This is a genomic window from Pseudomonas sp. GM55 (assembly GCF_000282395.1).
Classification (GTDB): Bacteria; Pseudomonadota; Gammaproteobacteria; order Pseudomonadales; family Pseudomonadaceae; genus Aquipseudomonas; species Aquipseudomonas fluorescens_CC.
On the sequence record NZ_AKJJ01000020.1, the window covers coordinates 1 to 23,374 of the forward strand.

18 protein-coding genes are annotated in these 23,374 nt (G+C 61.2%); 16 read left to right on the forward strand and 2 right to left on the reverse strand.

The window, feature by feature from the left end; translation table 11 throughout:
- Positions 1 to 83 precede the first annotated feature (83 nt).
- Together PMI31_RS03350 and PMI31_RS03355 are read right to left on the reverse strand one after the other, a co-directional pair.
- Positions 84 to 3,362, reverse strand: a complete 3,279-nt coding sequence (locus tag PMI31_RS03350; protein WP_008016229.1) for a sensor domain-containing protein — start codon at positions 3,360 to 3,362, stop codon at positions 84 to 86.
- A gap of 67 nt (positions 3,363 to 3,429) precedes the next feature.
- Complete coding sequence (locus PMI31_RS03355) at positions 3,430 to 4,320, reverse strand: LysR family transcriptional regulator (protein ID WP_008016230.1); 891 nt, start codon at positions 4,318 to 4,320, stop codon at positions 3,430 to 3,432.
- Between the two features lie 148 nt (positions 4,321 to 4,468).
- On the opposite strand from PMI31_RS03355, the gene leuC reads away from it, so the two are divergent.
- From leuC to PMI31_RS03435, 16 genes are all read left to right on the forward strand, one after another.
- On the forward strand, positions 4,469 to 5,887 hold the full coding sequence (gene leuC, locus PMI31_RS03360; protein ID WP_008016231.1) for a 3-isopropylmalate dehydratase large subunit: 1,419 nt from the start codon (positions 4,469 to 4,471) through the stop codon (positions 5,885 to 5,887).
- A gap of 11 nt (positions 5,888 to 5,898) precedes the next feature.
- The gene (gene leuD / locus PMI31_RS03365; RefSeq protein ID WP_008016232.1) at positions 5,899 to 6,543 is read left to right on the forward strand and encodes a 3-isopropylmalate dehydratase small subunit; all 645 of its coding nucleotides are present in this window, start codon (positions 5,899 to 5,901) and stop codon (positions 6,541 to 6,543) included.
- A gap of 137 nt (positions 6,544 to 6,680) precedes the next feature.
- A complete protein-coding gene (locus PMI31_RS03370; protein ID WP_008016233.1) occupies positions 6,681 to 7,448 on the forward strand; it encodes a class I SAM-dependent methyltransferase in 768 nt (255 codons plus the stop codon).
- Between the two features lie 50 nt (positions 7,449 to 7,498).
- On the forward strand, positions 7,499 to 8,581 hold the full coding sequence (gene leuB, locus PMI31_RS03375; RefSeq protein ID WP_008016234.1) for a 3-isopropylmalate dehydrogenase: 1,083 nt from the start codon (positions 7,499 to 7,501) through the stop codon (positions 8,579 to 8,581).
- Positions 8,582 to 8,647: 66 nt separating this feature from the next.
- A complete protein-coding gene (gene asd, locus PMI31_RS03380) occupies positions 8,648 to 9,760 on the forward strand; it encodes an aspartate-semialdehyde dehydrogenase (protein WP_007986960.1) in 1,113 nt (370 codons plus the stop codon).
- Positions 9,761 to 10,002: 242 nt separating this feature from the next.
- On the forward strand, positions 10,003 to 11,013 hold the full coding sequence (locus PMI31_RS03385) for an aspartate-semialdehyde dehydrogenase (protein WP_008016236.1): 1,011 nt from the start codon (positions 10,003 to 10,005) through the stop codon (positions 11,011 to 11,013).
- A gap of 205 nt (positions 11,014 to 11,218) precedes the next feature.
- Positions 11,219 to 13,846 (forward strand): FimV/HubP family polar landmark protein, encoded by a 2,628-nt coding sequence (locus PMI31_RS03390; protein ID WP_008016238.1) that lies wholly within the window; start codon positions 11,219 to 11,221, stop codon positions 13,844 to 13,846.
- A gap of 296 nt (positions 13,847 to 14,142) precedes the next feature.
- On the forward strand, positions 14,143 to 14,967 hold the full coding sequence (gene truA / locus PMI31_RS03395) for a tRNA pseudouridine(38-40) synthase TruA (RefSeq protein WP_032829430.1): 825 nt from the start codon (positions 14,143 to 14,145) through the stop codon (positions 14,965 to 14,967).
- A gap of 63 nt (positions 14,968 to 15,030) precedes the next feature.
- Positions 15,031 to 15,657, forward strand: a complete 627-nt coding sequence (locus PMI31_RS03400; protein ID WP_008016240.1) for a phosphoribosylanthranilate isomerase — start codon at positions 15,031 to 15,033, stop codon at positions 15,655 to 15,657.
- 216 nt (positions 15,658 to 15,873) lie between these two features.
- On the forward strand, positions 15,874 to 16,794 hold the full coding sequence (accD, locus tag PMI31_RS03405; RefSeq protein ID WP_008016242.1) for an acetyl-CoA carboxylase, carboxyltransferase subunit beta: 921 nt from the start codon (positions 15,874 to 15,876) through the stop codon (positions 16,792 to 16,794).
- Positions 16,791 to 18,098 (forward strand): bifunctional tetrahydrofolate synthase/dihydrofolate synthase, encoded by a 1,308-nt coding sequence (folC, locus tag PMI31_RS03410; RefSeq protein ID WP_008016243.1) that lies wholly within the window; start codon positions 16,791 to 16,793, stop codon positions 18,096 to 18,098. Before accD ends, folC begins: the two co-directional genes overlap by 4 nt.
- Positions 18,082 to 18,759 (forward strand): SPOR domain-containing protein, encoded by a 678-nt coding sequence (locus tag PMI31_RS03415; protein ID WP_008016244.1) that lies wholly within the window; start codon positions 18,082 to 18,084, stop codon positions 18,757 to 18,759. The genes folC and PMI31_RS03415 overlap by 17 nt, the downstream gene beginning before the upstream one ends.
- Positions 18,760 to 18,857: 98 nt before the next feature.
- Positions 18,858 to 19,418 carry a CvpA family protein gene (locus PMI31_RS03420; RefSeq protein ID WP_008016245.1) on the forward strand — a complete coding sequence of 187 codons (561 nt, stop codon included), beginning with the start codon at positions 18,858 to 18,860 and terminating at the stop codon, positions 19,416 to 19,418.
- Between the two features lie 41 nt (positions 19,419 to 19,459).
- Positions 19,460 to 20,965: an amidophosphoribosyltransferase gene (gene purF / locus PMI31_RS03425; RefSeq protein ID WP_008016246.1), complete on the forward strand. Its 1,506-nt coding sequence runs from the start codon at positions 19,460 to 19,462 to the stop codon at positions 20,963 to 20,965.
- Between the two features lie 165 nt (positions 20,966 to 21,130).
- Positions 21,131 to 22,342, forward strand: a complete 1,212-nt coding sequence (locus PMI31_RS03430) for an O-succinylhomoserine sulfhydrylase (RefSeq protein WP_008016247.1) — start codon at positions 21,131 to 21,133, stop codon at positions 22,340 to 22,342.
- Positions 22,339 to 23,115 (forward strand): SDR family oxidoreductase, encoded by a 777-nt coding sequence (locus tag PMI31_RS03435; RefSeq protein ID WP_008016248.1) that lies wholly within the window; start codon positions 22,339 to 22,341, stop codon positions 23,113 to 23,115. The genes PMI31_RS03430 and PMI31_RS03435 overlap by 4 nt, the downstream gene beginning before the upstream one ends.
- The last annotated feature ends 259 nt before the right edge of the window (positions 23,116 to 23,374 follow it).

A 23,374-nucleotide genomic window follows, 5' to 3' on the forward strand; every position in this document is an offset into this window, starting at 1 on the left:
GGAGAATCAATCTGTAGCAGCCTTCTGGCCGCTACAGAGCATCAAGGAGGGGGGCGGATTTGGAGGGGGCTGTGATGTACCTGTTACTTAAGCAATAACTGAAACTCCTCCACCGGCAACGGCTGACTGTGCAGATACCCCTGGTAGAAGTGACAATCCAGCCCCTGCAAGAACTCCAGTTGCTCCGCTGTCTCGACCCCTTCGGCAATCACTTTCAAATCCAGGCTATGGGCCATGGCGACGATGGCGCGGATGATCTCGGCGTCGTTCGGGTCGCTGGTGGCGTCGCGGATGAACGACTTGTCGATTTTCAGGGTGTCGACCGGCAAGCGCTTGAGGTAGGTCAGCGAGGAATAGCCGGTGCCGAAGTCGTCCATGGCGAAGCTCACGCCGAGTTTTTTCAGGCGGCGCATTTTGTTGATGGTGTCTTCCAGGTTCTGGATCACGATGCCTTCGGTGATTTCCAGCTTCAGCAACGTGCAGGGTAGCCCGTAGGTGGCGAGGCTGTTTTCGACCCGTTCGACGAAATCGTTCTGGCGGAACTGGCGCGGGCTGATGTTCACGCACAGGCTGAACTTGTACGGATTCACCAGTCCGTCATCGATCAATTGTTTGAAGGCCTTGCAGGCTTCGTCGAGGATCCAGGTGCCGACCTCCAGAATCAGTCCGCTGTCCTCCAGCACCTTGATGAAGTCGGTGGGCGATTGTGCGCCGAGCTCCGGATGATTCCAGCGCACCAAGGCCTCGGCGCCGACGATGCGGTCGCCCCGGGCGTCGACCTGGGGTTGGTAATGCACGTGAAACTCGCCCCGGGAAAGGGCCAGGCGCAAGTCGGTTTCCATGCGCAGGCGTTCGCTCGCGGCCTTCTGCATGGTGTTGTGGTACATCTGCGCGGTATTACGCCCCGAGTCCTTGGCGCGATAGAGCGCGATGTCGGCGCGCTTGAGCAGGTCGGTCGGGGTCGAACCGTGATCGGGGATCAGCGCAATGCCGATACTTGGCGTCACTTGCAGACGCTGGCCGTCGAGGAACATCGGTTCGGACAGCAGCTCGCGGATGGTGTCGGCCAGTTCGCGAACCTGATCGCTGACTTCACTGCGCGAGCCTTCGAGACCGCTGAGCAGCACCACGAACTCGTCACCGCCCAGGCGCGCCACGGTGTCCTCCATGCGCACGCTGGCTTCCAGGCGCGCGGTGATGATTTTCAGCACGGTATCGCCCACCGGGTGCCCGAGGGAGTCGTTGATGTGCTTGAAGTGGTCGAGGTCGAGGAACATCAGCGCGCCGCGCAGGTTATGACGTTTGAGCAGGGCGATCTGCTGACTCAGGCGGTCCATCAGCAATGCGCGGTTGGGCAGGTTGGTCAGTGGGTCGTGATAGGCCAGGTGGCGAATCTGCGCTTCGGCGTTTTTCAGCAGGCTCACGTCTCGCGCGGTCAACAGCAGGCAGGCGGTTTCGTTGAGGGTGATCGGCTCCACCGAGACTTCGACGGTGAGCAGTTCGCCGCGCTTGTTGCGCCCGAGCATTTCCTGGTGATGAACCCGGCCCTTGATCTGCAGCTCCGCCAGCAGCGCCGAGCGTTGTTTTTCTTCCGCCCAGATCCCGACCTGGTACACCGTGCGGCCCACCACTTCCTCGGCGCGGTAACCGGTCAGGCGGCAGAAACCGTCGTTGACCTCCAGATAACGCCCGGTGTCGCGCTCAGTGATGGTGATGGCGTCGGGGCTGGAGTGGAAGGCCTTGGCGAATTTCTCCTCACTGGCTTTGAGCGCCGCTTCCGAGCGCTGTTGCTGGGTGATATCGCGCAGCGTGGTAACGATGCAGGGCTGGTCGCCGACGCTGATCTGGCGGCTGGAAATCACGCAAGTCAGGGCTTGTCCGTCCTTGTGCTGGACCAGAATGGCGACGTTGTTCAGGCCTTGTTCGCGGATCACTTGTTCGATCCGTCGCAGGCTTTTCGCCGATGCGTCCCACAGGCCGATTTCGTCGGCGCTGCGGCCAATCACATCGGCGGTGCTCCAGCCGAAGGTCTGGGTGAAGCTGGAGTTGATTTCAATGAACAGGCCGCTGTCCTGGTGGGTGACGCAGATCGGATCGGGGCTGACCTGGAACAGTGTGGCGAACTTCTCTTCGGAGGCCACCAGCCGTTGTTCGCGTTCCACCTGGTCTGTGATGTCGAGCAATGTGCCAGCCATGCGCACCGGCACGCCGTTTTCATCGCGGTACAGACGGGCGCGGCTTTCCAGGTAGCGCGAGCTGCCGTCGGGCAATTGCACACGGTAGGTCAATTGATAGTTGCCGGCCGGGCCTTCACGCAGGCTGCGGTAGGCGTCGCGCATGGTGTCGCGTTCTTCGCCGGGCACACCTTCGAAGAACTCGTCGAAGGACTCGTGGAAGGGTTTGGCGTCCAGGCCGTGCAGTTGGGCGGCCCGTGCCGATCCGTAGAGCATGCCGCTGGGAATGTGCCAGTCCCAGGTGCCGAGTTGCGCGGAGTCCAGGGCCAGGTCGAGGCGCTCCTGGCTGTCCTTGAGGGCCTGTTCGGCGACTTTGCGTTCGGTGGTGTCAAGGAACGTGCTCAGCAGATAGGGCTGGCCTTCGAGCTCGACTTTTTGCGCGCTGAGGATGCCGTCATGGATCTGGCCGTTACTGGCGCGAAACTGCACTTCCATGCTGACCAGGTCGCCTTTGGCTTTAGTGGCCTTGACCAGTTCGTCCCGTTGCTCGGGATGTACCCACAGCCCCAGTTCCAGGGTGGTGCGGCCGATCGCGTTTTGCACCGGCCAGCCGAACAGGCTTTCGAAATACTGGTTGGCTTCGGAGATCAGGCCGTCTTCCTGGCGGGTCAGCAGGACCATGTTCGGGCACAGGTGAAACAGGGTGGCGAAGCGTTTTTCCGAGCTGCTCAACGCCTGTTCGCGCTGGCGCTGGTGAGTGATTTCGCGGATCACGCCGATCATTCGTGGCCGGCCGTGCTTGTCCGGCAACAGGCTGCCGCTGATTTCCAGCCAGTGCAGGCTGCCATCGGGCCAGCGAATGCGGTGGTGCATGGCCTGCTCCAGCGGCGCGCCGGCGATGACTGCATGGAAGGCGCGAAGGGTTTTCGCGCGATCTTCCGGGGGCAGCAGGTCGAGGTATTCCAGATCATGTGGCAGCGGTTGCCGGGGATCGAAGCCGAACAGCGCCTGTGTACCCCGGGACCAACTGATCTGCCCGCGCTCTATGTCCCAATACCAGGCGCCCAGGCGCGCGCCGTTGAGCGCGGCCAGTAATTGCGAGGCGCTTTCCCAGCTCTGTTCGGAGCTTTTCGGGTCAAGTGCCTGAATACGCGGCATCGGCGGAATACGGTCAACAGATTTCGGCATTGGTAAGCCTTGGGCTGAGTTTGGGCATTTGTTGCAGGGGTTCGCGGCTCTATAGGATTAGCACAGCTTAGCCTTGAGTCCCTGGCAGATCGAGTTGAGCGTCCAGCAAGGCCATGAAGGCCCGGGCAGCATTCGACAGCGTCCTTTCCGTGTGCAGGATATAGCCTAGCTGGCGAGTGAGCTGTATGCCCGGCAAAGGTATGCGCGCCACCTGGTCATCGAGCATGGTGCGCGGCAGGACACTCCAGGCCAGGCCGATCGAGACCATCATCTTGATGGTTTCCAGGTAGTTGGTGCTCATGGCGATGTTTGGCGTCAGGCCTTGGGCTTCGAACAGCCGCTGCACGATGTGGTGGGTAAAGGTGTTGCCGCCGGGGAATACCGCCGGGTGTCGGGCGATGTCCGCCAGGCTGACCTTGCCGTTGTTGAGCAGAGAATGCTCCGGGGCGACCACGAAATCCAGCGGGTCGTCCCACACCGGCGTGGCCCTGACCAGTGCATGGGGTTCCGGTGCCAGGGTAATGACCGCCAGTTCGGCGCGGCCATGCAGGATTTCCTCATAGGCCACTTCCGAGTCGAGAAACTGAATATCCAGCGCGACGTCAGGGTAGCGTCGGGTGAACTCTCTCAATAAAGGCGGCAAACGGTGCAGGCCGATGTGGTGACTGGTGGCCAGGGTCAGACGACCGGTCACCTCTCCCGTGAGGTTGGTCAGGGCGCGGCGCGTATCATCAAGGACGTTCAGAATCTGATAGGCCCGTGGCAGCAGGGCGCGCCCGGCCTCGGTCAGGCCCACTTCACGGCCCAGGCGGTCGAACAACCGCACCTTCAACTGCTGCTCCAGCCCGGCGATGCGCTTGCTGATGGCCGGTTGAGTCAGGTGCAGCCGTTCGCCGGCGCCGGAGAAGCTTCCGGTCTCGGCGATGGCGATAAAAGCATTGAGGTTGGCCAGGTCCATGGTTGCATTCCAGTTGGTTATCCAAAGCATAAAAAATATGAATTTGAGTTATTTAATGTAACCCCATAGGATCAGCCTCACAAGCCAAGGGGTTATTGAAATCGTCAAAGCCCGGGGCATAGAAACAAGCTGATGAGGAAACCGTCTGATGGCCGGCAAAACGCTCTACGACAAGCTCTGGGATTCGCATTTGGTCAAGCAGCGCGACGATGGCTCTGCGCTGATCTACATCGATCGTCACATCATCCACGAAGTGACCTCGCCGCAAGCCTTCGAAGGCCTGCGTCTGGCCGGGCGCAAGCCATGGCGCATCGATGCCAACATCGCGACCCCGGACCACAACGTACCGACCACGCCGGAGCGCAAGGGCGGCATCGCCGCCATCGTTGACCAGGTCTCGCGCCTGCAAGTCCAGACCCTCGATGACAACTGCGACGAGTACGGCATCGTCGAATTCAAGATGAACGACGTTCGCCAGGGCATCGTCCATGTCATCGGCCCGGAGCAGGGCGCAACCTTGCCGGGCATGACCGTGGTCTGCGGCGACTCCCATACTTCAACCCATGGCGCATTCGGCGCATTGGCTCATGGTATTGGCACCTCCGAGGTCGAGCATGTGCTCGCCACCCAGTGCCTGGTCGCCAAGAAAATGAAGAACATGCTGGTGCGCGTCGAAGGCCAATTGCCGTTCGGCGTCACCGCCAAGGACATCGTGCTTGCCGTGATCGGCAAGATCGGTACCGCTGGCGGTAACGGCCACGCCATTGAATTCGCCGGCAGCGCGATTCGCGACCTGTCCGTGGAAGGCCGCATGACCATCTGCAACATGTCCATCGAGGCCGGCGCTCGCGTTGGGCTGGTAGCCGCCGACGAAAAAACCGTGGAATACGTCAAGGGCCGTCCGTTCGCACCGAAAGGCGCGGAGTGGGACATGGCCGTCGAGGCCTGGAAAGACCTGGTTTCCGACGCTGATGCGAAGTTCGACACCGTGGTCGAGCTCGACGCCACCCAGATCAAGCCGCAAGTCAGCTGGGGCACTTCGCCGGAAATGGTCCTGGCGGTCGATCAGAACGTGCCGGATCCTGCGAAGGAAATGGACCTGGTCAAGCGCGGCTCGATCGAGCGCGCCTTGAAGTACATGGGTTTGACCGCCAATCAGGCGATCACCGACATTCAGCTGGATCGCGTGTTCATCGGTTCCTGCACCAACTCGCGGATCGAAGACCTGCGTGCCGCCGCCGTGATCGCCAAGGGCCGCAAAGTGGCCTCGACCATCAAGCAGGCCATTGTGGTGCCGGGCTCGGGTCTGGTGAAGGCGCAGGCGGAATCGGAAGGTCTGGACAAGATTTTCCTCGAGGCCGGTTTCGAATGGCGTGAGCCGGGTTGCTCGATGTGCCTGGCAATGAACCCGGACCGTCTGGAGTCCGGCGAGCATTGCGCCTCGACCTCCAACCGTAACTTCGAAGGCCGTCAGGGTGCCGGTGGTCGTACTCACCTGGTCAGCCCGGCCATGGCCGCGGCCGCCGCAGTCAACGGTCGTTTCGTCGACGTCCGTGAATTGATCTAAAGGAGCGCAGCATGAAAGCTTTTACCCAGCACACTGGACTTGTCGCGCCTCTGGATCGTGCCAACGTCGACACCGACCAGATCATCCCGAAACAATTCTTGAAGTCGATCAAGCGCACCGGTTTCGGTCCGAACCTGTTCGATGAGTGGCGTTACCTGGATGTGGGGCAGCCTTATCAGGACAACTCCAAGCGTCCGCTGAACAAGGACTTCGTCCTCAACGCCGAGCGCTATCAAGGCGCCAGCGTGTTGCTGGCCCGCGAGAACTTCGGTTGCGGCTCCAGCCGCGAGCACGCGCCGTGGGCCCTGGAAGAATACGGTTTCCGCAGCATCATCGCGCCGAGCTACGCCGACATCTTCTTCAACAACAGCTTCAAGAACGGCTTGTTGCCGATCATCCTGAGCGACACGGAAGTCGACGAGCTGTTCCAGCAGGTCGAGGCTAACCCGGGCTACCAGTTGCAGATCGATCTGCAAGCCCAGACCGTGACCCGTCCGGACGGTAAAGTGCTGAGCTTCGAAATCGACGCGTTCCGCAAGCATTGCCTGCTCAACGGCCTGGACGATATCGGCCTGACCTTGCAGGACGGCGATGCGATTGCGGCGTTTGAAGCCAAGCACCGTGCGAGCCAGCCGTGGTTGTTCCGCGACGCTTGATTTTGCGTAAGGCAGACTGACGCCATCGCTGGCAAGCCAGCTCCTACAGTTGAAACGCATTCCCTTGCAGGAGCTGGCTTGCCAGCGAAGAGGGCCGCCCAGACACCACAAGACTCACCCCAAAAAGGAAGTCCCGCATGACCAGCACCGCCCAGCACACTCAGGTCGTACAAAAGCAATTCGGTGAGCAGGCTTCGGCCTACCTGAGCAGCGCCGTACACGCCCAAGGCACTGAGTTCGCGCTGCTACAGGCCGAACTGGCCGGGCAGGGCGAAGCCCGGGTTCTGGATCTCGGCTGCGGCGCCGGTCACGTGAGCTTTCATGTGGCGCCGCTGGTCAGGGAAGTGGTGGCCTACGACCTGTCGCAGCAGATGCTTGACGTAGTGGCTGGTGCTGCTGTCGATCGTGGCTTGAGCAACGTTTCCACAGTCAACGGTGCCGCCGAGCGCCTGCCGTTCGCCGATGGCGAGTTTGATTTCGTCTTCAGCCGCTATTCGGCGCACCATTGGAGCGATCTCGGCCTGGCCCTGCGGGAAGTGCGCCGGGTGTTGAAGCCGGGCGGGGTAGCGGCGTTTATCGACGTATTGTCACCGGGCAGTCCGTTGTTCGACACTTACCTGCAAAGTGTCGAAGTACTGCGCGACACCAGCCATGTGCGCGATTATTCCGCCGGTGAGTGGTTGCGCCAGGTCAGCGAGGCGGGGCTGCACACCCGCACTACCGCTCGTCAGCGGCTGCGTCTGGAGTACAACTCCTGGGTCGAACGCATGCGCACGCCAGAGGTAATGCGCGCGGCGATCCGCGAACTTCAGCAGTCGATGGGCAGCGAAGTACGCGAATATTTTGAGATTGAGGCCGATGGCTCGTTCAGTACGGATGTACTGGTGCTGATGGCCGAACGATAGAATTTTTCCGGGCGCGCCCAAGGCGCACCGACTGATGACATGAGGAAAGCATGAGCAAGCAGATTCTGATTCTCCCAGGTGACGGTATTGGCCCGGAAATCATGGCCGAGGCGGTCAAGGTTCTGGAATTGGCCAGCGACAAGTTCGCCCTGGGGTTCGAGCTGAGCCACGACGTGATCGGCGGCGCCGCCATCGACAAGCACGGCGTGCCACTGGCCGACGAGACCCTGGAGCGTGCTCGCGCAGCTGACGCCGTACTGTTGGGCGCTGTTGGCGGCCCGAAATGGGACACTATCGAGCGTGACATCCGCCCTGAGCGCGGTTTGTTGAAAATCCGTGCGCAACTGGGCCTGTTCGGCAACCTGCGTCCGGCGATCCTGTACCCGCAACTGGCCGAGGCTTCCAGCCTGAAGCCGGAAATCGTTGCCGGGCTGGACATCCTGATCGTTCGCGAACTGACTGGCGGCATCTACTTCGGCGCGCCACGTGGTACCCGTACCCTGGAAAACGGCGAGCGTCAGTCCTACGACACCCTGCCGTACAGCGAAAGCGAAATCCGCCGTATCGCCCGTGTCGGTTTCGACATGGCCATGGTGCGTGGCAAGAAGCTGTGCTCGGTGGACAAGGCCAACGTACTGGCTTCCAGCCAGCTTTGGCGTGAAGTGGTCGAGCAAGTGGCCAAGGATTATCCTGAAGTCGAACTGAGCCACATGTACGTCGACAACGCCGCGATGCAGCTGGTGCGCGCACCGAAGCAGTTCGACGTGATCGTCACCGACAACATGTTCGGCGACATCCTGTCCGACCAGGCCTCGATGCTCACCGGTTCCATCGGCATGCTGCCGTCGGCGTCCCTGGACACCAACAACAAGGGCATGTACGAGCCGTGCCACGGTTCGGCGCCGGACATCGCTGGCAAAGGCATTGCCAACCCGCTGGCGACCATTTTGTCGGTGTCGATGATGTTGCGTTACAGCTTCAACCAGCAGGCCGCGGCCGATGCCATCGAGAAAGCCGTCAGCCTGGTGCTGGATCAGGGCTTGCGTACCGGTGACATCTGGTCGGCCGGTTGCACTAAAGTCGGTACGCAGGAAATGGGTGACGCAGTAGTCGCCGCGCTGCGGAATCTGTAATCTCTCGGGCCCGCTGCCAAATTCAAGAAAAGGCAGCGGCCCACATTTCAAGAAGGTGTAGTTGCGATGAAACGTGTAGGTCTGATCGGTTGGCGCGGTATGGTCGGTTCCGTGCTCATGCAGCGGATGCTGGAAGAGCAGGATTTCGATCTAATCGAGCCGGTGTTTTTCACCACTTCCAATGTCGGTGGCCAAGGCCCGTCCGTGGGCAAGGACATTGCTCCGCTCAAGGACGCGTACAGCATTGAAGAGCTGAAAACCCTCGACGTGATTCTGACCTGCCAGGGTGGCGACTACACCAGCGAAGTCTTCCCCAAGCTGCGCGAAGCCGGCTGGCAGGGCTACTGGATCGACGCCGCGTCCAGCCTGCGCATGCAGGATGACGCGGTGATCGTTCTGGACCCGGTGAACCGCAAGGTCATCGACCAGCAACTTGACGCGGGCACCAAGAACTACATCGGCGGCAACTGCACCGTCAGCCTGATGCTGATGGGCCTCGGTGGCCTGTTCGAAGCTGGCCTGGTGGAATGGATGAGCGCCATGACCTATCAGGCGGCCTCCGGTGCCGGCGCGCAGAACATGCGTGAACTGATCAAGCAAATGGGCGCGACCCACGCGTCTGTTGCCGATCAACTGGCCGATCCGGCCAGCGCGATCCTCGACATCGACCGTCGTGTTGCCGAAGCCATGCGCAGCGATGCGTACCCGACCGAAAACTTCGGCGTACCGCTGGCCGGCAGCCTGATCCCGTGGATCGACAAGGAACTGCCGAACGGCCAGAGCCGCGAAGAGTGGAAGGCCCAGGCCGAGACCAACAAGATCCTCGGTCGCTTCAAGAGCCCGATCCCGGTCGATGGCATCTGCGTGCGTATCGGCGCCATGCGCTGTCACAGCCAGGCACTGACCATCAAGCTGAACAAAGACGTGCCGATCGCTGATATCGAAGGGTTGATCAGCCAGCACAACCCTTGGGTCAAGCTGGTGCCGAACAACCGTGAGACCAGCATTCAGGAGCTGAGCCCGAACAAGGTCACCGGCACCCTGAACATCCCGGTTGGCCGTCTGCGCAAGCTGAACATGGGTTCGCAATTCGTCGGCGCGTTTACCGTCGGCGACCAGCTGCTGTGGGGCGCGGCCGAACCGCTGCGTCGCATGCTGCGGATCCTGCTCGAGCGTTGATCGACTGAAGCAATGAAAGAGCCCGCGCCTTGAGAGAGACGCGGGTTTTTTTATGCCTGGGTTTCTCGGTTGTCTGATCTGGCGTCATCGCTGGCAAGCCAGCTCCTACAATTCACGCGTACCCTGTAGGAGCTGGCTTGCCAGCGAAGAGGCCGGAACATGCACCGAAGATCTCGCAGAATTGCCTGCATGCCAGTCACCCGGTAAAGTGCCGCTCCCCCCGTTTCGCCAGAGGTCAAACCATGAGCCAGTCCATTGATATTGCCGTGATCGGCGCCACCGGTACTGTCGGCGAAACACTCGTGCAGATTCTCGAAGAGCGCAATTTCCCGATCGGCACCCTTCACCTGTTGGCCAGCAGCGAGTCGGCCGGCAGCTCCGTACCGTTTCGCGGCAAGAACGTGCGGGTGCGGGAAGTCGATGAGTTCGACTTCAGCAAGGTGCAGTTGGCATTCTTTGCCGCCGGCCCGGCGGTTTCGTTGAGTTTTGCTTCCCGTGCGACCGATGCCGGTTGCTCGGTGATCGATCTCTCCGGTGCCTTGCCGGCGGAAAAGGCGCCGCAGGTCGTGCCCGAGGCCAACGCTTGGGTGTTGGCCGGCTTGAAAAAGCCGTTTCAGGTCAGCAGTCCAAGTCCGTCGGCCACCACGCTGGCGGTAGTGCTCGCGCCGCTGATGGAATTGCTCGATTTGCAGCGCATCAGCCTGACTGCCAGCCTGGCAGTCTCGGCCCAGGGCCGCGAAGCTGTGACTGAGCTCGCCCGGCAAACCGCCGAACTGCTGAATGTGCGGCCGCTGGAGCCGAAATTCTTTGATCGGCAAATGGCCTTCAACCTGTTGGCCCAGGTCGGAAAACCGGATGAACAAGGTCATACGCTGCTGGAAAAACGCCTGGTGCGCGAGCTGCGCCAAGTCATGGCGTTGCCTTCATTGAAGATTTCCGTCACTTGCATTCAAGCCCCGGTGTTTTTTGGCGATAGCTATAGCGTGACCCTGCAGTCCGCGAGTGAAATCGACCTGGCGAAGATCAATGCAGCCCTGGACGACGCACCCGGAATCGAGCTGGTGGAAGCCGGCGATTACCCGACGCCGGTGGGCGATGCGGTAGGGCAGGATGTGGTCTATGTAGGTCGGGTTCGCCAGGGTATCGACGACCTGTCGGAACTTAATTTGTGGCTGACGTCAGATAACGTACGCAAAGGCGCCGCGCTCAACGCTGTGCAGCTGGCTGAGTTGTTGATAAAAGACCTGCTGTAAAAGATACTTTGCAACAATTTGTCGAATGATTCCGGGCGAGCCTATGCTTGGCGGAATGCTGAAGGCGAGCCACTCTGCAGGGCTTTCCGGGGCATCAATGAAATGATCGCGCGCGACGACCCTCGCCGTTACGCGCAATGCCTGACGGCAGCGGCTATCAATACCTTCTCGCTGGCCGAGGAATGTTCAAACTAAGGATGAGCTAATGGTTCAAGTTCGCAAACTGGTGTTAGCAATAGCGGCCGCCTCGGCGCTGTCCTCCGGTATGGCGCATGCCCTCGGGCTCGGGGAGTTGACCCTGAAATCGACGCTCAACCAGCCGCTGGTAGCTGAAATCGAGCTGCTCGATGTCAAGGACCTCACCGCCGCTGAAGTGGTGCCGAGCCTGGCTTCGCCGGAAGATTTCGCCAAGGCCGGTGTCGATCGCCAGGCGTTTCTCAATGACTTGACCTTCACCCCGGTGCTCAACGCCAGCGGCAAAAGCATCCTGCGCGTGACCTCCAGCAAGCCACTCTCCGAACCCATGGTGAAGTTCCTGGTTCAGGTCATGTGGCCGAACGGCCGTTTGCTGCGCGACTACAGTGTGTTGCTCGATCCGTCGAAATTCTCGCCGCAAACCGCCGAGGCGGCTGCGCAGCTTGTACCGACTCAATCCGTCGCTGCGCCGGTTACCGGTGCAACCAAACCGTCCCAATACACCACTACGCCACGGGATACCCTGTGGGAAATCGCTGCAAAAGCACGTAATGGCGGTTCGATCCAGCAAACCATGCTGGCCATCCAGGCACTGAACCCGGACGCCTTCATTGGCGGCAACATCAACCGCTTGAAGACCGGCCAGGTGCTGCGCATGCCGGATCAGGCACAGAGCACGAGCCTGCCGCAACCCAAGGCCATTGCCGAAGTGGCCGCGCAAAACAAGGCCTGGCGTCAGGGTCGCCGTTATGTGGCCAAGCCCGGGGCAGGGCAGCAGCAGCTCGACGCCACCCATCGCGCTCGCATCGATGGTGCTCCGGCTCAATCGGCCGGTGACAAGCTGAGCCTGGTTTCCGCCGAGTCCGGCAAGAACCGTGGCAAAGGTGCTGCCGGAGATGCCACGGCCCTCGCCAACAAGCTGGCGCTGACCCAGGAAAGCCTCGACACCAGTCGTCGTGATAACGCCGAACTGAAAAGCCGCATGGCCGACCTGCAAAGTCAGGTGGACAAGCTGCAACGCCTGATCGAGTTGAAGAACAATCAACTGGCCAAGTTGCAGGTCGAGGGCGCGAATGGCGCACCCGTCGCTGCAGCGGCCCCGGCAATGTCGGCCGAGCTGGCTGCAAGCCCGGTGGCCGCGCCTGCTCCGGCAGAATCTGCACCGGTTGCGCCTGCGCCAGTGGCCGCAGCACCCGATGCAGCTCCGGCGCCGGCCGAGAAACCTGTCGAGGCGACACCGGCCGCATCCGACGATCAGAAATTCAATGAGTTGCTGACCAATCCGGTGTTGCTGGGCCTGGTGGGTGGCGGCGCGGTGATTCTGCTGCTCCTGCTGCTGTTGCTGGCGCGCCGCCGCAAAGCCCAGCAAGCAGCCGAGAAGCACCTGCGGATGGCGCGTGCCCTGGCCGAAGAGCAGCCGTTCTCGGCCGATTTCGACTTGCCGGAAAGCAGCTTCGAAGGCCTGGAAGTGCCGCCGCCGAGCGTTAAGCTGGCGAATGCACCGACGCCTGCTCCCGCGCCAGCGCCGGTGGTTGCCCCGGTCGTGATGACCACGCCGATCGCCGCGCCATTGGTGGCGCCGGCTGCCGAGCGTTCCGATGACGTGCTGGGCCAGGCTCAGTTGCACATCAATGCCGGTCGTCTGAACCAGGCTGCTGCTTTGCTGGAGGACGGCGTCAAGCAAGAGCCCAAGCGCAGCGACTTGCGCTTGAAACTGATGGAAGTCTACGGCCAGCAAGGCGACCGCGATGCGTTCGTCGGCCAGGAGCGTCAGTTGGTGGCCAATGGCGACAACTTCGCCCAGGTTGAAAAACTCAAAAGCCGCTTCCCGGCCATGGCGCTGGTGGCTGCCGGTGGCATTGCCGCAGCCGCCGTTGCTGCCGAGCTGGACGCGCAATACGTCAAGGATCTGTTGCTCGACGAGCCACAAGCACCGGCTCCAGAGCCGGCACCGTTCGAGGGCGACCTGGATAGCGCTTTCGACCTGAGCCTGGACGATCTGGACGCGATCACGCCGATGGCGCCTGCACCCGGGCCGGAGCCTGAAGTGGCGACGCTGGCAGATCTGGAAGAATTCCCGCTGGATGACGACCTGAGTTTTGGGTCGGTTTTGCAACAACAGACTGAAATCAAGGAAAGCCTCGACGATCTGTCGGAGTTCGATCTTGACCTGGATCTCGGTGCGCAACCTGTGCCGGCGATACTGGCTGAAGACGATTTCCTGCTGGATCTGGAAGCAGGGGTGAAGGATTTCCCGGTTGCCGAAACCCCGGCTGTTCCTGAGGTCGCGCGGGATGATCTGGAATTGCCGGCCGATTTCGATCTGTCACTGGCCGACGAGCTGGACACGCCGGATGCGTTCGCGGCAGAGCTCGATGATGTCCACGCCGAGCTGGAGAGCCTGTCCAACAGCATCGGCGAGCCGACCTTTACCGAAGCTGATGCTGCGCTGGGTGGCGATGATGACTTCGACTTCCTCTCGGGTACTGACGAAGCCGCCACCAAGCTCGATCTGGCTCAGGCCTATATCGACATGGGCGACAGCGATGGCGCCCGCGACATCCTCAAAGAGGTCGTGAGCGAAGGCAGTGACGAGCAGAAGAGCGAAGCCAGGGAAATGCTTTCGCGTCTGGCTTGAATGCCCGTCAAGTTGTAGACAGAACGGCAGCCCATTGAGGCTGCCGTTTTTGTTTGGCCGATGAATTGATGTCGTCTGCTATGGCCCCTTCGCGGGCAAGCCCGCTCCTACAAGGTTTTGTGAAGACCACAGAACCCTGTAGGAGCGGGCTTGGTCCGGGCGGCGATCCGACGAAGAGGCCGGAACAGTCAGTGGAGATCTCTCTGGCATCCCCGCCCGGCGGCCTTATAATGCCCGCCTTTGGTACATCAGCAGGCTGTCCCTCCTTGGCAAATATAGATAACCCGGCCGCCGAAATGGCAGCCGACGGCTTTTTCCGGATCGCGCTGGGCGTCGAATACAAAGGCTCGCGCTACCGCGGCTGGCAGCGCCAGGCATCCGGGGTGCTCACCGTGCAGGAAACCCTCGAAAACGCCTTGTCCAAAGTCGCCGACTCACCCGTTTCGCTGATGTGCGCCGGGCGTACCGACGCCGGGGTGCATGCCTGCGGGCAGGTGGTGCATTTTGACACTCAGGTCGAGCGTTCGATGAAGGCCTGGACCATGGGTGCCAACATCAACTTGCCCCACGACGTCAGTGTCAGTTGGGCCAAGGTCATGCCGGCGCATTTCCATGCGCGGTTCAAGGCCATCGCCCGGCGTTATCGCTACGTGATCTACAACGATCAGATCCGCCCGGCGCACCTGAACGAAGAAGTGACCTGGAACCACCGTCCGCTGGACGTCGAGCGCATGGCCGAGGCCGCTCAATACCTGCTCGGCACCCATGATTTCAGCGCTTTTCGCGCCGGGCAGTGCCAGGCCAAGTCGCCGATCAAGGAGCTGCATCACCTGCGCGTCACCCGTCACGGCAAGATGATCGTGCTGGATATTCGCGCCAGCGCCTTCCTGCATCACATGGTGCGCAACATTGCCGGCGTGCTGATGACCATCGGCGCCGGTGAGCGTCCGGTGGAGTGGATGAAAGAGGTGCTGGAAAGCCGGATTCGACGGACCGGTGGCGTAACGGCGCATCCATTCGGTTTGTATCTGGTCCAGGTCGAGTACCGTGACGAATTCGAATTGCCCGAGCGTTACATCGGTCCGCACTTCCTGACCGGCTTCTCGGAACTTGGCGGCTGACGCCCTCGAACGCTTTTGCTACCATCCGGGACTTTCCCGGATTTGTCTTGGAGTTATGTCGACATGTCAGCCGTTCGCAGCAAGATCTGTGGGATTACCCGCATGGAAGATGCGTTGGCAGCCGTCGAGGCCGGGGCGGACGCCATCGGATTCGTGTTTTACGCCAAAAGCCCCCGTGCGGTGACGTTCCAGCAGGCGCGCTCGATCATCAAGGCGCTGCCGCCGTTCGTGACCACCGTGGGTTTGTTCGTCAATGCCAGCCGTTGCGAACTGGGGGAAATCCTCGACGCGGTGCCGCTGGACCTGTTGCAGTTCCATGGCGACGAAACCGCCGCTGAATGCGAAGGCTGGCACCGGCCGTACATCAAGGCGTTGCGGGTCAAGGCCGGTGATGACATCGCGGCAGCTTGTGATGCCTATCCAGGCGCCAGCGGTATTTTGCTCGACACCTATGTCGAAGGTGTTCCCGGCGGAACCGGTGAGGCATTCGACTGGTCACTGATACCGCAAGGCTTGAGCAAACCGATCATTCTGGCGGGCGGTCTGACGCCGGATAACGTCGCCGAGGCGGTTGCGCGCGTTCGGCCTTACGCCGTGGATGTCAGCGGCGGGGTAGAGGCGAGCAAGGGCATCAAGGACCACGCAAAGATTCGGGCATTTATCAAAGCGGTACGCGGTAGCACCTGTTGATGTGACGGCTGGCAGACTGCCGCCGTCCACTGCACTGTACAAAGCGGATGCACTGCACACAGCAGGCATATCCGAGGGTCTCTGGTTGCACGCAGGTCATGTTTCGCGCTGACCGTGGCAGTCCTCGACCGTCGTCGCACACATGAATTTAGCGTTAGGGCATACACGGGGCTGCGAACCAGAGCGTTCGAGCCGCCGGTACTGGAGAAAGAAAGCATGAGCAACTGGTTAGTAGACAAACTGATCCCTTCGATCATGCGTTCCGAGGTCAAGAAGAGCTCGGTGCCTGAAGGTCTTTGGCACAAATGCCCGTCTTGCGAGGCTGTGCTGTATCGTCCGGAGTTGGAAAAGACCCTGGACGTTTGCCCCAAGTGCAACCATCACATGCGTATCGGCGCCCGCGCCCGTATCGACATCTTCCTCGACGTTGAAGGCCGTACCGAGCTGGGTGCGGACCTGGAGCCGGTTGACCGTCTGAAATTCCGCGACGGCAAGAAATACAAGGACCGCCTGACCGCTGCACAAAAGCAGACCGGCGAAAAAGACGCGCTGGTTTCCATGAGCGGCACTTTGCTGGGCATGCCGATCGTGGTTTCGGCGTTCGAGTTTTCCTTCATGGGTGGTTCGATGGGCGCCATCGTCGGTGAGCGTTTCGTTCGCGCCGCCAACTACGCCCTGGAAAAACGTTGCCCGATGGTCTGTTTCTCGGCATCCGGCGGTGCACGGATGCAGGAGGCACTGATTTCCCTGATGCAAATGGCCAAGACCTCCGCGGTACTGGCTCGTCTGCGTGAAGAAGGCATTCCGTTCATCTCCGTGTTGACCGATCCGGTCTACGGCGGCGTTTCCGCCAGTCTGGCGATGCTGGGCGACGTGATTGTCGGCGAGCCGAAGGCGTTGATCGGCTTTGCCGGCCCGCGTGTGATCGAGCAAACCGTGCGCGAAAAACTGCCGGAAGGCTTTCAGCGCAGCGAATTTCTGCTGGAGCACGGTGCCATCGACATGATCATCGACCGTCAGGAGCTGCGTCCGCGTCTGGGTAACCTGCTGGCGCAAATGATGGGCCTGCCGACGCCGAAGTTCGTTGCCGCGCCCGTCGAGCCGATCGTGGTTCCACCGGTACCAGCCAGCCTATGACCCAACGTACCCTTGGCGAATGGCTCGCCTACCTTGAACAGTTGCACCCTTCAGCCATCGACATGGGCCTGGAGCGGTCGCAGCAGGTAGCGTCCCGCATGGGACTGGGCAAGCCGGCGCCTCGGGTGATTACGGTCACCGGGACCAACGGCAAGGGTTCCACCTGTGCGTTCGTGGCGTCCTTGCTGCGGGCCCAGGGCTTGAAAGTGGGGGTTTACAACTCCCCACACCTGCTGCGTTACAACGAGCGGGTAACGGTCAATGGCATCGAAGCCACTGATGCCGAGCTGTGCGAGGCCTTTGCTGCGGTAGAGGCCGGACGCGGCGACACCTCCCTGACTTACTTCGAAATGGGCACCCTGGCGGCATTCTGGCTGTTCCAGCGCTCCGGGCTCGATGCCGTGGTGCTGGAAGTCGGTCTGGGCGGTCGTCTGGACACGGTCAACGTGGTCGACGCCGACATGGCGCTGGTCACCAGTATTGGCGTCGATCATGCGGATTACCTCGGTGATACCCGTGAGTCCGTGGCCTTCGAGAAGGCCGGCATTTTCCGTCAGGGCGCACCTGCGCTCTGCGGCGATCTGAAACCACCACAACCTTTGCTGGACAAGGCGCGCGAGCTCAATTGCCCGTTTTTCCTGCGTGGGCGCGATTTTGACCTCGGTGTGACCGATCACAACTGGCAGTGGCGCGGTGTCGATGCGCAAGGGCATGCAGTCGAGTTGCGCGACCTGCCGCTGCTTGATCTGCCGATGGAGAACGCTGCGCTGGCGTTGCAGGCTTATTTGTTGCTCGGCTTGCCTTGGGTGGATGCGCAGATCATCGAAGCGCTGCGGGCAACCAGGGTGGTCGGTCGTCTGGATCGCCGTGAGTTCGAGTGGCAAGGCAAGCGCTTGAATCTATTGCTGGATGTGGGGCACAACCCCCACGCGGCAGAGTATCTGGCTCGTCGTCTGGCCAGTCGCCCGCCGGTCGGCAAGCGTTTGGCGGTGTTCGGGCTGCTGGCGGACAAAGACCTGGGTGGTGTTGTCGGCGAATTGAATGCTAGTGTCCAGCACTGGGCTGTCGCACCTCTGGATTCGCCTCGGGCGCGTCCGGTTGCGGATTTGCACGATGCGTTGCAAGGTCTGGGTGCTTCGGTCACGTCATACGAAAGTGTGGCGGCTGCCCTGGAAGGGCAGTGCGCGCAGGCCACGAGCGACGACGAAATCCTGTTGTTCGGATCATTTTATTGTGTCGCCGAGGCCCTTGAATGGCTGGCCCGGCGCTCCACGGAGGACGCGGCAAATGGCATTGCTGGATAAGGCATACAAGCAGCGCATGGTTGGCGCCCTGGTATTGGTTGCGCTGGCAGTGATTTTTCTGCCGATGCTGTTTTCCCGCCAGGACGAACAGCGCCAGGTGACGGTCGAAGCGCCTTCGGCTCCGCAGGCGCCTGTGATGCCTCAAGTGCAGGTCGAACCCGTGGCGGTGCCTGAGCCGCAAGCCTTGCCTCAGGAGCCTGTGCCGAGCGATGACGAAATCGCCCAGCAAGAATCGGCTGTGCCAGCTGCGCCGGTGGCTCCAGCTCCAGCTCCGGCTTCCGCTGCGGCGGCCAAACCGGTTGCACCGCCGCCTGCGCCGGTCCCGGCTCTGGCCGCCAAACCTGCGACAGCGCCTGCCCAGCCCATCACGGCGGCACCGGGCAAGCCGGATACCACGCAAAGCCGTGTCGATGCCAATGGTTTGTCTGTCAGCTGGTCGGTGCAATTGGCCAGCCTGGCGAATCGTGAAAGCGCGGAAAAACTTCAGAAAACTTTGCGCAGCCAGGGTTACAACGCCTACATCCGTACCGCCGACGGCAAAAACCGGGTGTTTGTCGGGCCGCTGATCGAGCGCGCTGAAGCCGACCGTCTGCGTGACTTGCTCAACCGCCAGCAGAACCTCAAGGGGTTTGTCGTGCGCTTTCAGCCGGAACGTGGCTAAAACTATCGCTCCGATATGAAATGCACAGACAATCGCAGCTTACCGATAAGCACGGGCTCTGCTAAAATGCGCCGCCTTATCCGTCTGTAGGCTGCACTGTGCCATTTACCTGGGTTGACTGGGCGATCGTAGCAATCGTCGCCATCTCCGCATTGATCAGTCTGAGCCGCGGCTTCGTCAAGGAAGCGCTATCGCTGGTGACCTGGATCATCGCAGGAGTCGTAGCCTGGATGTTCGGTGGCTCACTGTCCGAGTACCTCGGCGGGTACATTCAAACACCGTCGGCCCGTATAATCACGGGCTGTGCCATCATGTTTGTCGCCACTTTAATCGTAGGCGCAATGATCAATTATCTTATCGGCGAACTGGTTCGCGTCACCGGGCTCTCCGGGACCGACCGATTCCTCGGCATGGCCTTCGGCGCCGCGCGTGGCGGGTTGCTGGTGGTTGTCGCCGTCGGGCTGTTGAGCCTGGGGCCGGTACAGCAGGACGGGTGGTGGAAAGAGTCACAGCTCGTGCCAAAATTTCTATTGGTCGCCGACTGGTCCAAAAACCTGATCCTCGGGTGGAGCAGTCAGTGGCTTGCCAGCGGAATCAGCGTACCCGCTGATATTCCGTTCAAGGAGCAACTCTTGCCGATGGCCAAAACGCCTCAGTGAGTAGTGCTCAGTTCAGATCCATTAAGTAGGGGTTGCGTCGCATGTGTGGCATCGTCGGTATCGTCGGTAAGTCGAACGTCAATCAGGCGCTGTATGACGCGCTAACCGTCCTCCAGCACCGCGGCCAGGACGCTGCCGGTATCGTGACCAGCCATGATGGCCGGTTATTCCTGCGCAAGGACAACGGTCTGGTGCGTGACGTGTTCCAGCAGCGTCACATGCAGCGCCTGGTCGGCCACATGGGCATTGGCCATGTGCGTTATCCGACCGCGGGCAGCTCGACGTCGGCTGAAGCTCAACCGTTTTACGTCAACTCGCCTTACGGCATCACCCTGGCGCACAACGGTAACCTGACCAACGTTGAACAACTGGCCAAGGAGATTTACGAATCTGACCTGCGCCACGTCAACACCAGTTCCGATTCGGAAGTGCTGCTCAACGTGTTTGCGCACGAATTGGCCCAGCGCGGCAAGTTGCAGCCGACCGAAGAAGACGTATTCGCCGCCGTCACCGACGTGCACAACCGTTGCGTCGGTGGTTATGCCGTCGTAGCGATGATCACCGGCTACGGCATCGTCGGCTTCCGCGACCCGCACGGCATCCGCCCAATCGTTTTCGGCCAGCGTCACACCGACGAAGGCGTCGAGTACATGATTGCCTCGGAAAGCGTTTCCCTGGACGTGCTCGGCTTCACCCTGATTCGCGACCTGGCTCCCGGCGAAGCGGTCTACATCACTGAAGAGGGCAAGCTGTACACCCGTCAGTGCGCGACCAACCCATCCCTCACCCCGTGCATCTTCGAACACGTCTACCTGGCGCGTCCGGATTCGATCATCGACGGCGTGTCGGTCTACAAGGCCCGTCTGCGCATGGGTGAGAAACTCGCCGAGAAGATCCAGCGCGAGCGTCCGGATCACGACATCGACGTGGTCATCCCGATTCCGGACACCAGCCGCACCGCGGCGCTGGAGCTGGCGAACCACCTGGGCGTGAAGTTCCGCGAAGGCTTCGTGAAGAACCGCTACATCGGCCGGACCTTCATCATGCCGGGCCAGGCCGCGCGGAAAAAATCCGTACGCCAGAAACTCAACGCCATCGAGCTGGAATTCCGCGGCAAGAACGTGATGCTGGTGGATGACTCCATCGTTCGCGGCACCACTTGCAAGCAGATCATCCAGATGGCTCGCGAAGCCGGCGCGAAGAACGTTTACTTCTGTTCCGCGGCTCCAGCGGTTCGCTACCCGAACGTCTACGGCATCGACATGCCGAGCGCCCACGAGCTGATCGCCCACAACCGTTCGACCCAGGACGTGGCTGACCTGATCGGCGCCGACTGGCTGGTCTATCAGGACCTGCCCGACTTGATCGAAGCGGTCGGTGGCGGCAAGATCAAGATCGACAAGTTCGATTGCGCGGTGTTCGATGGCCAGTACGTCACCGGCGACGTCGACGAGGCTTACCTGAACAAGATCGAGCAGGCACGCAACGATGCCTCCAAGGTCAAGACGCAGGCCGTCAGTGCGATCATCGATCTGTACAACAACTGAGTTATATGCCGGCCTGTAGGAGCTGGCTTGCCAGCGAAGGGGTTGTCACATTCAACATCATTGTTGCCTGTGATGCCCCCATCGCTGGCAAGCCAGCTCCTACATAGGTGTTCCTCCTCAAGGCCGGTTTCGTATCTACTACCGAATATGGCAAGGAGTGACAGCATGAGTCAGGAATGGGATGCCGGTCGGCTGGACAGCGACCTCGAAGGTGTAGCGTTCGATACCCTGGCCGTACGTGCCGGTCAGCACCGTACGCCGGAAGGCGAACACGGTGATCCGATGTTCTTCACCTCCAGCTACGTATTCCGTACCGCCGCCGACGCCGCTGCGCGCTTCGCTGGCGAAGTACCGGGCAACGTTTACTCGCGCTACACCAACCCGACCGTGCGCGCGTTCGAAGAGCGCATCGCCGCGCTGGAAAGCGCCGAGCAAGCCGTGGCCACGGCCACTGGCATGGCGGCCATCATGGCTGTGGTGATGAGCCTGTGCAGCGCCGGTGATCATGTGCTGGTGTCGCGCAGCGTTTTCGGCTCGACCATTAGCCTGTTCGAGAAATACTTCAAACGCTTCGGCATCGAAGTCGATTACGTACCGCTGGCGGACTTGTCCGGCTGGGATGCGGCGATCAAGGCCAATACCAAATTGCTCTTCGTCGAATCGCCGTCCAATCCGCTGGCCGAGCTGGTGGACATCACCGCGCTGTCTGAAATTGCTCACGCCAAGGGCGCGATGCTGGTGGTCGACAACTGCTTCTGCACGCCGGCACTGCAACAGCCGCTGAAAATGGGAGCGGACATCGTCGTGCACTCGGCCACCAAGTTCATCGATGGCCAGGGTCGTTGCATGGGCGGCGTGGTCGCCGGTCGTAGCGAGCAGATGAAAGAAGTGGTGGGTTTCCTGCGTACCGCCGGGCCGACCTTGAGCCCGTTCAACGCCTGGATCTTCCTCAAGGGCCTGGAAACCCTGAGCCTGCGGATGAAAGCGCATTGCGCCAACGCCCAGCAACTGGCCGAATGGCTGGAGCAGCAGGCAGGCATCGAGAAAGTCCATTACGCCGGCCTCAAGAGCCATCCGCAGCACGAACTGGCGCTGCGTCAGCAAAAGGGTTTCGGTGCTGTCGTCAGTTTTGAGGTGAGGGGTGGCAAAGAGGGCGCCTGGCGCTTTATCGATGCCACGCGCCTGATTTCGATCACCGCCAACCTGGGCGACAGCAAGACCACCATCACCCATCCGAGCACCACCTCCCATGGGCGCCTGGCGCCGCAAGAGCGTGAAGCGGCGGGCATTCGTGACAGCCTGATCCGCATTGCGGTCGGCCTGGAGGACGTGGCGGACCTGCAAGCCGATCTGGCGCGCGGCCTGGCTGCGCTGTGATCGAGTTGGCTGCGCCGACCACAGGCTCGAATGGCCGCGTAGCGCTGGTGACCGGTGCTGCGCGGGGCATTGGCCTGGGAATCTCGGCCTGGCTGATCAGCGAAGGCTGGCAAGTCGTGCTGACGGATCTGGACCGGGAGCGCGGTTCGAAAGTGGCGAAAGTGCTGGGCGACAACGCCTGGTTCATCGCCATGGATGTCGCCAACGAGGGGCAGGTCGCGCTGGGGGTGGCCGAGGTGCTCGGCCAGTTCGGGCGCCTGGATGCGCTGGTGTGCAACGCGGCGGTTGCCGATCCGCACAACATCACGCTGGAAAGCCTGGATCTGGCGCACTGGAATCGGGTGTTGGCGGTGAACCTCAGTGGGCCGATGTTGCTGGCCAAGCACTGTGCACCGTACCTGCGCGCTCACAGCGGCTCGATCGTGAATCTGGCCTCGACCCGCGCCGGGCAGTCGGAACCCGATACGGAGGCCTATGCGGCGAGCAAGGGCGGCCTGTTGGCCCTGACTCACGCGTTGGCCATCAGTCTTGGCCCGGAGATTCGGGTCAATGCGGTCAGCCCTGGCTGGATCGATGCACGCGACCCCTCGGTGCGGCGTGCTCAACCATTGACCGAGGCCGATCATGCCCAGCATCCGGCGGGCAGGGTGGGGACGGTTGAGGATGTCGCAGCGATGGTGGCCTGGCTGCTGTCGAGGAATGCCGGATTTGTCACCGGGCAGGAATTCGTGGTCGATGGTGGCATGACCAAGAAGATGATTTACAGCGAGTAATCGGACAAGGACGCTGTCTTCAGCATTGATGTTGAATGTTCCGCCGTCTTCGCGAGCAGGCTCGCTCCCACATGAGTACTGCGGTCCACTGTGGGAGCGAGCCTGCTCGCGAAGCGGTCTGATGGTTGCCAGCCTCGTCTGGAATGACACGATTTTGTCTTTTTCAGAAAAACTTCAAGCAGGGTATTGACTTAGGTTCGTTACCTGCGTAAATTTCGCGGCCTCGGAGATGCAAACGGGTGATTAGCTCAGCTGGGAG

Coding starts and splice junctions, on each gene's coding strand:
- PMI31_RS03385 (WP_008016236.1), top strand. CDS start 10,003: ATGAGCCAGTCCATTGATATTGCCGTGATCGGCGCCACCGGTACTGTC.
- PMI31_RS03390 (WP_008016238.1), top strand. CDS start 11,219: ATGGTTCAAGTTCGCAAACTGGTGTTAGCAATAGCGGCCGCCTCGGCG.
- leuC (WP_008016231.1), top strand. CDS start 4,469: ATGGCCGGCAAAACGCTCTACGACAAGCTCTGGGATTCGCATTTGGTC.
- PMI31_RS03350 (WP_008016229.1), bottom strand. CDS start 3,362: ATGCCGAAATCTGTTGACCGTATTCCGCCGATGCCGCGTATTCAGGCA.
- asd (WP_007986960.1), top strand. CDS start 8,648: ATGAAACGTGTAGGTCTGATCGGTTGGCGCGGTATGGTCGGTTCCGTG.
- PMI31_RS03355 (WP_008016230.1), bottom strand. CDS start 4,320: ATGGACCTGGCCAACCTCAATGCTTTTATCGCCATCGCCGAGACCGGA.
- leuB (WP_008016234.1), top strand. CDS start 7,499: ATGAGCAAGCAGATTCTGATTCTCCCAGGTGACGGTATTGGCCCGGAA.
- purF (WP_008016246.1), top strand. CDS start 19,460: ATGTGTGGCATCGTCGGTATCGTCGGTAAGTCGAACGTCAATCAGGCG.
- PMI31_RS03400 (WP_008016240.1), top strand. CDS start 15,031: ATGTCAGCCGTTCGCAGCAAGATCTGTGGGATTACCCGCATGGAAGAT.
- PMI31_RS03430 (WP_008016247.1), top strand. CDS start 21,131: ATGAGTCAGGAATGGGATGCCGGTCGGCTGGACAGCGACCTCGAAGGT.
- accD (WP_008016242.1), top strand. CDS start 15,874: ATGAGCAACTGGTTAGTAGACAAACTGATCCCTTCGATCATGCGTTCC.
- folC (WP_008016243.1), top strand. CDS start 16,791: ATGACCCAACGTACCCTTGGCGAATGGCTCGCCTACCTTGAACAGTTG.
- truA (WP_032829430.1), top strand. CDS start 14,143: ATGGCAGCCGACGGCTTTTTCCGGATCGCGCTGGGCGTCGAATACAAA.
- PMI31_RS03415 (WP_008016244.1), top strand. CDS start 18,082: ATGGCATTGCTGGATAAGGCATACAAGCAGCGCATGGTTGGCGCCCTG.
- leuD (WP_008016232.1), top strand. CDS start 5,899: ATGAAAGCTTTTACCCAGCACACTGGACTTGTCGCGCCTCTGGATCGT.
- PMI31_RS03370 (WP_008016233.1), top strand. CDS start 6,681: ATGACCAGCACCGCCCAGCACACTCAGGTCGTACAAAAGCAATTCGGT.